We start from the raw sequence: 5,740 nt of genomic DNA, 5'->3' as shown, positions 1-5,740 counted from the left end.
TAAATCCATAAATAGGTGTCCACTTAAATTTAAGTGGACACTATCGCGGTATTAATGAGTTAGAAAAAGTGGGGTTCAGCGGACGCTTACTAAAAATGACCGTGAAAAACAAGAGCAGCTATTACGCTATATCAAATCATTATTCATAGCTTCACCTAGCCTTTTGGTTGTTGATCTTGATGTAAGTTATGTGGATGAATGGGACTATAACCAGCCGTTAAAGATGCTCCCAGAATCCACAGACCAACAGGTTCAAAAAGAAGAGAGCGTTAGAAGTGAACGTATAAAGAAAGTTCAACATGAAAGAAATGAATTAATCACTCAGTTGAAGAAGAAATATAAAAAAGACTTAGTAGGCTATATCTGGAAATTAGACTACAGCATAGAAAAGAATTTTCACTACAACATGATTTATTTCTTAGATGGTGAAAAATATCAAAATGATATTGAGATAGCTGATTCCATTGGCAAACTATGGACGAGTGTCACAGAAGCGAAAGGGATATATTTCAGCAAGAATCTACACAACTATAACGGCGTAGGCTTAATTAAGCATGATGAGATAGAGAAAAGAAAAAATCTTGAAAGCAACGTCTTATATCTAGTTAAGACAGAATACTTTGTCAAAATGAAGCTCAAGAGTGAAAGTGGTCAGAAGCTGCATACATTTGATAGGGGCCAGATCCCTAAACGAGGTCAATCGAAAAAATCTCAGGTATACACTATCTAAGAAAAGTAATTTTTGACAGATAAGACCTATATATTATGTAGGGGATCCACCTTTCTTTCGGAATAATTATTTTGGGGGAAAGGGGGCAAAACAAGTGAGATTACGAAGTAATCTCTTTCCTTAGAGATATATATATATCTATATATATATCGGTTGATATATATCATCTCTACTAGAGAGATGAGCAGTTCTAATAACTAAGAAGAGCTAAGGTCTATAAGAACCTTAGCTCATTACCTTTATGAAATACTTTATAAAACCTATCTAACTAATAGTATTTAGACTAATAAGCAATAGAGAGAATCCGAAATAACGAATTTAGAAGAATCCACAAAAGAGACTAGGGATTTATAGGGTTTACGTCCTAATAAGTCGTAGGACGCAAATGGTGAGCATCCAGAGCATATCTGAATGCACTTAACGGATACTTCCTCTTCCTTCTTACAACTGCATGAAAACTGTGGTAAAACTAACGCAAATGAAAAAACCCGACGACTTAGAAACTTGGCGGAATCGAGTCAATCGGGTTTGTATTCTTCAACAACAATTAGGGGTTTAATCCGTCTTGCGTCTGTAAACCATTCTACAGGTAAAGTCGGATTTCTCAAGCGTTAGAAGCATGGAAACCGCAAAAAATTACACTAAACAACAGCTTGATCTGTTTGAAAGCCTACCGAATAAACCATATTGCATGGACGAGGTCCCTGGATATACTTTCATTCGCACAAAAGCTATTGCAGTCAAAAAGCCATATATCCAAGTAAACCCGCCACTTATGACGATTTACTTTGTCTTTGATGATGACAAAGAAAACTCTGCTTTATCCTGGTTTGATGCAAATTTGCCTGCACCGCTTTGGACTACTCAAAATGCAGATAATGGTCATTGTCACCATTGCTACAAATTAGAGATACCACTTTGTACAAGTGAGTTTGCCAGTATCAAGGCAATCAAGTACGCGCAGGCCGTCTATTATGCTTATGCACTCAAGCTAGGTGCAGATCTCAGCTACTCTCAACTAATCACTAAGAATCCACTACATCCTAAATGGCGTACAACCTTCTGGACTAAAAGGGCATATTCGCTTGATTACTTGGCAGACTTTGTAGACCTACCCAAGAAACTACCCAAGAAATTAGAAGTTGTCGGCCTAGGTCGTAACGTGACCATGTTCGAGAAAGGCCGTCATTGGGCCTATAAGGCGATTAGAGACTACATGCACCATAACTCTAGCTATGAGTGGGAAAAAGCCGTCAGAGCGCAACTAGAAGCGATTAACAACGGTTTTGAGCAACCTTTGCCGTATAGCGAAGTGAAGGCTACAGCTAAGAGTATTGCACATTGGGTATGGCAACGATTTAGCTACGGCGATTTCAGTGAGATCCAAGCTAAACGTGGTGCTAAGGGGGGAGCTAAGTCGAAACGTGGTGCTAAGGCAGATTCAGAGCGATCTATGAAGCCATGGGAAGCTATGGGAATCAGCAGAAGGACGTACTACCGTCATAAAGAAAAAGGCTTAATAGATGGCACCAAATAAGCCTTATCAGATAACAGCCTCCCCTTAGGTGCTTTTGTGGGGCTTATTCTTTACTCTTCCTCTTTTTTGCTTTGTAATGTCCTTATTCATTAAATAAGAACATTTTTAGTTTAGGGTATTTTTATGGGGTCAAGTCAAAAGAATCTTACAGCAATGGAAGTTGAAGCTCCTAATATTCTTTCACAACAGCTAACGTGCGGAATAGTTATGCCTATTGCATCAATGGGTGAGTATTCCGCTTCTCATTGGTTAGATGTGCAATCTATTATCAAGGAAGCTGTTCAACTATCTGGATACACTGCAAGGTTAGTTAGTGAAGCTGAAGATTCAACAGTCATCCCTAAATCTATCGTCCAGAATTTATATGATGATGACATTGTGATTTGTGATGTCAGTGGTAAGAATCCTAATGTTATGTTCGAACTAGGTATGCGTTTAGCCTTTGATAAGCCAGTGGTTCTTATAAAGGATGATGTTACTGGTTACTCATTTGATACTTCTACTATTGAACATCTTACATATCCGAGAGATCTTAGATATTCATCTATTCAAACATTTAAAGAAGTGTTGGCAAGCAAGTTAGCTGCAACATATGAAGCAGCTCAAAAGAAAGAATATCGGAGTTTTTTGAGTAACTTTGCTTCTATTAAGATTGCACACTTGGAACATACAACTGTTGGGGAAGCTGAAGCTTTAGAAAAGATTATTAAAAAGCTAGATAACATTGAGAACAGAATGTCTTCTATGGAAAGACTAAAGTCAACCAGTAACCCTATTTTAGAATCTGCAACGATAAATAGAAGTATAAGAGACTTAAAAAATGCGCCTGCAAGAGCAACTTACGTTATATATGACCAGCCTTTTCCAAACTTTAGCCAATCTTCATTAGATAAGATTGAGCGGAAACTCGATGAAATCTTCAACGGAACAGTAAGTGCAAAAGTAATTATGAGTTCAGCAGGCACACCACATCTAAGGATCTATAGTAATTCAGACCTTCGAGCATCTTTACTAGAACAATTTTATAGTGAAGTTAAGCCATTTATAGAAAGTCTATAGACCATGTCAAAACTTAACCTCAGTGAAGTATCCAAGCAGTTTAAAGTGAACAGATCTACAATCTACCGAGCAGTGAGCTCTGGTAGGTTGTCTCGTCGTGCTGATGGATCCTTTGATCTAACTGAGGTAATCCGCTGCTTTGGTGAACCAGTTGCAGTGCAACAGCCTATGCAACACTCCAAGCCAGTAGAGCAGAACCAGGATCAAACCAAGATCATTGAGTTACTTCAAAAGGAACTGCAGCAATACAGGGACAGAGAAGAACGACTACTAAACCAGATTGATCGTATGCAGACTTTGATCGAGTTGAAGTCGCCTGTTGTTGCAGATGCAACGTCGCAGCAACAGATGCATGCAGCACAAAGCAACACTGCAGATGCAATACCTGAAAACATTACCAATACTGATGTTGCAACAGATGAAACATTGCAAGCAACAGTGCATCAACAGCCAAGAGCATCAGAGCGCAATACTGCAGATGCAACAGTGCAACGTCCTCAAAAGAAGCGTGGATTGTTTAGGAGATTGGTGCAGGCCGTATTTGATGATGAGTAAGTAAGTACTTATGGTCAGTCTGTATGGTTTGCTTTTCTGAAACACTGATGATGTAAGGGATTCAATCTGTACAGGATGTAGGGTTCGACATGGGCTGAAATCACACAACAAACTAGAACACCTCAGAGCCAACAATTGGCTTACCACTTCAAGGAGGTGTTCTCATGAACCCAAGTATCAAACGTTTGTCATGTGTCCTGTTAGCTGTTGTATGGCTTCCAATCCCGGCTATGAAGCCAATCATTCAAACTGGTGACATCAACCTGCCACAAACCATCATTATTGGATCTAACAACACGCTTGTACGTGAATGAACGAGCAGAACTACCCACTCAATTTAATTTCATGCACGTAGACGCTTCACCGAAAGCCAAGAGTCCGCCTAGTTGCGGACTTTTTTGTTTTTGGCAATTAAAAAACCTATCAAAGAACTATAGGTAAAAGAGAAAATATTAAACGATAAAATAATCTATCTTTAGACTATCAATTTTAATTAAACGATAGTATTATCGTTGTACATTAAAATATTAGTCTTTATGATAGGTTTGAGTATGACAGCCCGTATTTATGTTAGAGCATCAACGAAAGACCAGGACGCAGAGAGAGCACTTAGTGACTTGATTAAGTTCAGTAATGATTACGGCTCTGAATATGTTGAATATATTGAAAACGAAAGCGGGACTAAATTAAATCGGCCTATCCTCACAAAACTTCTGAACGAATCAAATCAAGGCGATATTCTTTTAGTTGAATCAGTAGACCGCCTTTCACGATTAGAACAATCAGACTTTGAAATTCTTAAGCAACAAATTAAGGGTAAAGGTCTACGCCTGGTTGTTGCAGATCTACCGACAACACATGTTGTTAATACTGGAATGACAGGAGAAATTTTGAATGTCATTAACAGCATGTTGATTGACTTACTTGCCACTATGGCGAAGTTAGACAACGATAAACGGAGAGAACGGATTAAACAGGGACTAGAACGTTCAGGTTATAAACCGACAGGAAAAAAAGCAAATACAGCTAAACACACCCGCATCAAGCAGTTGCTTGATGCGGGTGATATGACCAAGGAAGAGATAGCTAAAGCCGTAGGTGTAGGGGTGGCTACGGTGTATAGGGTCAAGGCCCAAGCTGAAATTTCTTAAGTTTTTGATAATAAAAAACATACCCCTAACTTTTTAGAGTGAAAAGTGAGCAAAACCCCCCGTCTATAGAGAACACTTAAGAGCATTCTCTATGTGACTTACAGGGGCTTTGCTTACATCAATTATTTGTTTTAAATCTTTGGCTATTGGGTTCTATACCAATACACTCTGCCGTATAGATTTATAGATGTGATGCAAAATGGCTAAACCAACTAAAGATGATTACCTAGAGTTTTATGGTGGTTTAACTCAGTACGCGTGTTATTTGAAAGAAGCCTTCAAAGAAGAAAAATCACTAGGTATAGGACTGGGGATAGGACCTTCTCTAGAGCTATTAGAAAACGTAGTTTTAATCGAAAAGCAGCTCAGACTACTAGACAGCGATAAATCCGAAAAATTGAATGTAACTACGTATAAGGCGTTACTTGATGCGAAAGAGGCTAATTACCTACTTAAGGAATATTTTCCTTTTAGTACATTTTCGCCGTATGTAGAAATTTTCTTGAAAGTAACAGGAGAAATGCAACAGAGTAGTTTGCTAGAAGTTTTGAAGGCACTTAAATTAGCACTAGGTCAGGAAGAAAATAAGAAGAACATGGTCAGAAGCCGTAAAAATGGTAAGCATCCGCTGAACGCCATCGCCAAGTTTTAACGGGGTTCAGGTTTCCAGCGGTGAGGTAGTAATTCTTCTATTTGGGGCACTTTATG

At 38.7% G+C, this 5,740-nt stretch carries 7 protein-coding genes; all 7 read left to right on the top strand.

From position 1 onward, the window contains the following. Window positions 1-130: 130 nt before the first annotated feature. The 7 genes from NI465_RS16295 (at window position 131) to NI465_RS16265 (ending at window position 5,684) form a co-directional block, all read left to right on the top strand. A complete protein-coding gene (locus NI465_RS16295) occupies window positions 131-730 on the top strand; it encodes a YagK/YfjJ domain-containing protein (protein WP_494399512.1) in 600 nt (199 codons plus the stop codon). Window positions 731-1,349: 619 nt separating this feature from the next. Further along, on the top strand, window positions 1,350-2,267 hold the full coding sequence (locus NI465_RS16290; protein WP_253145990.1) for a replication initiation protein: 918 nt from the start codon (window positions 1,350-1,352) through the stop codon (window positions 2,265-2,267). A gap of 123 nt (window positions 2,268-2,390) precedes the next feature. Beyond that, on the top strand, window positions 2,391-3,326 hold the full coding sequence (locus NI465_RS16285; protein WP_253145988.1) for a hypothetical protein: 936 nt from the start codon (window positions 2,391-2,393) through the stop codon (window positions 3,324-3,326). 3 nt (window positions 3,327-3,329) lie between these two features. Next, window positions 3,330-3,881 (top strand): plasmid replication DNA-binding protein, encoded by a 552-nt coding sequence (locus tag NI465_RS16280; RefSeq protein WP_253145986.1) that lies wholly within the window; start codon window positions 3,330-3,332, stop codon window positions 3,879-3,881. A 164-nt stretch (window positions 3,882-4,045) separates the two neighbouring features. Next, window positions 4,046-4,195 carry a hypothetical protein gene (locus NI465_RS16275; RefSeq protein WP_253145985.1) on the top strand — a complete coding sequence of 50 codons (150 nt, stop codon included), beginning with the start codon at window positions 4,046-4,048 and terminating at the stop codon, window positions 4,193-4,195. A gap of 237 nt (window positions 4,196-4,432) precedes the next feature. After that, entirely contained in the window at window positions 4,433-5,032 is a 600-nt protein-coding gene (locus tag NI465_RS16270) for a recombinase family protein (RefSeq protein WP_253145984.1), read from the top strand. A gap of 199 nt (window positions 5,033-5,231) precedes the next feature. Continuing rightward, on the top strand, window positions 5,232-5,684 hold the full coding sequence (locus NI465_RS16265; protein ID WP_253145983.1) for a hypothetical protein: 453 nt from the start codon (window positions 5,232-5,234) through the stop codon (window positions 5,682-5,684). The last annotated feature ends 56 nt before the right edge of the window (window positions 5,685-5,740 follow it).

The sequence above is a fragment of the Acinetobacter lwoffii genome (assembly GCF_024129855.1).
GTDB lineage: Bacteria > Pseudomonadota > Gammaproteobacteria > Pseudomonadales > Moraxellaceae > Acinetobacter > Acinetobacter lwoffii_L.
Note: the sequence above shows the minus strand (reverse complement) of the source record. Positions and strands in the feature narration are given on the sequence as shown.

Bases quoted from the DNA above. Each gene is read 5' to 3' on its own strand.
- NI465_RS16285 (WP_253145988.1), top strand. From the start codon at position 2,391: ATGGGGTCAAGTCAAAAGAATCTTACAGCAATGGAAGTTGAAGCTCCT.
- NI465_RS16275 (WP_253145985.1), top strand. From the start codon at position 4,046: ATGAACCCAAGTATCAAACGTTTGTCATGTGTCCTGTTAGCTGTTGTA.
- NI465_RS16265 (WP_253145983.1), top strand. From the start codon at position 5,232: ATGGCTAAACCAACTAAAGATGATTACCTAGAGTTTTATGGTGGTTTA.
- NI465_RS16280 (WP_253145986.1), top strand. From the start codon at position 3,330: ATGTCAAAACTTAACCTCAGTGAAGTATCCAAGCAGTTTAAAGTGAAC.
- NI465_RS16290 (WP_253145990.1), top strand. From the start codon at position 1,350: ATGGAAACCGCAAAAAATTACACTAAACAACAGCTTGATCTGTTTGAA.
- NI465_RS16270 (WP_253145984.1), top strand. From the start codon at position 4,433: ATGACAGCCCGTATTTATGTTAGAGCATCAACGAAAGACCAGGACGCA.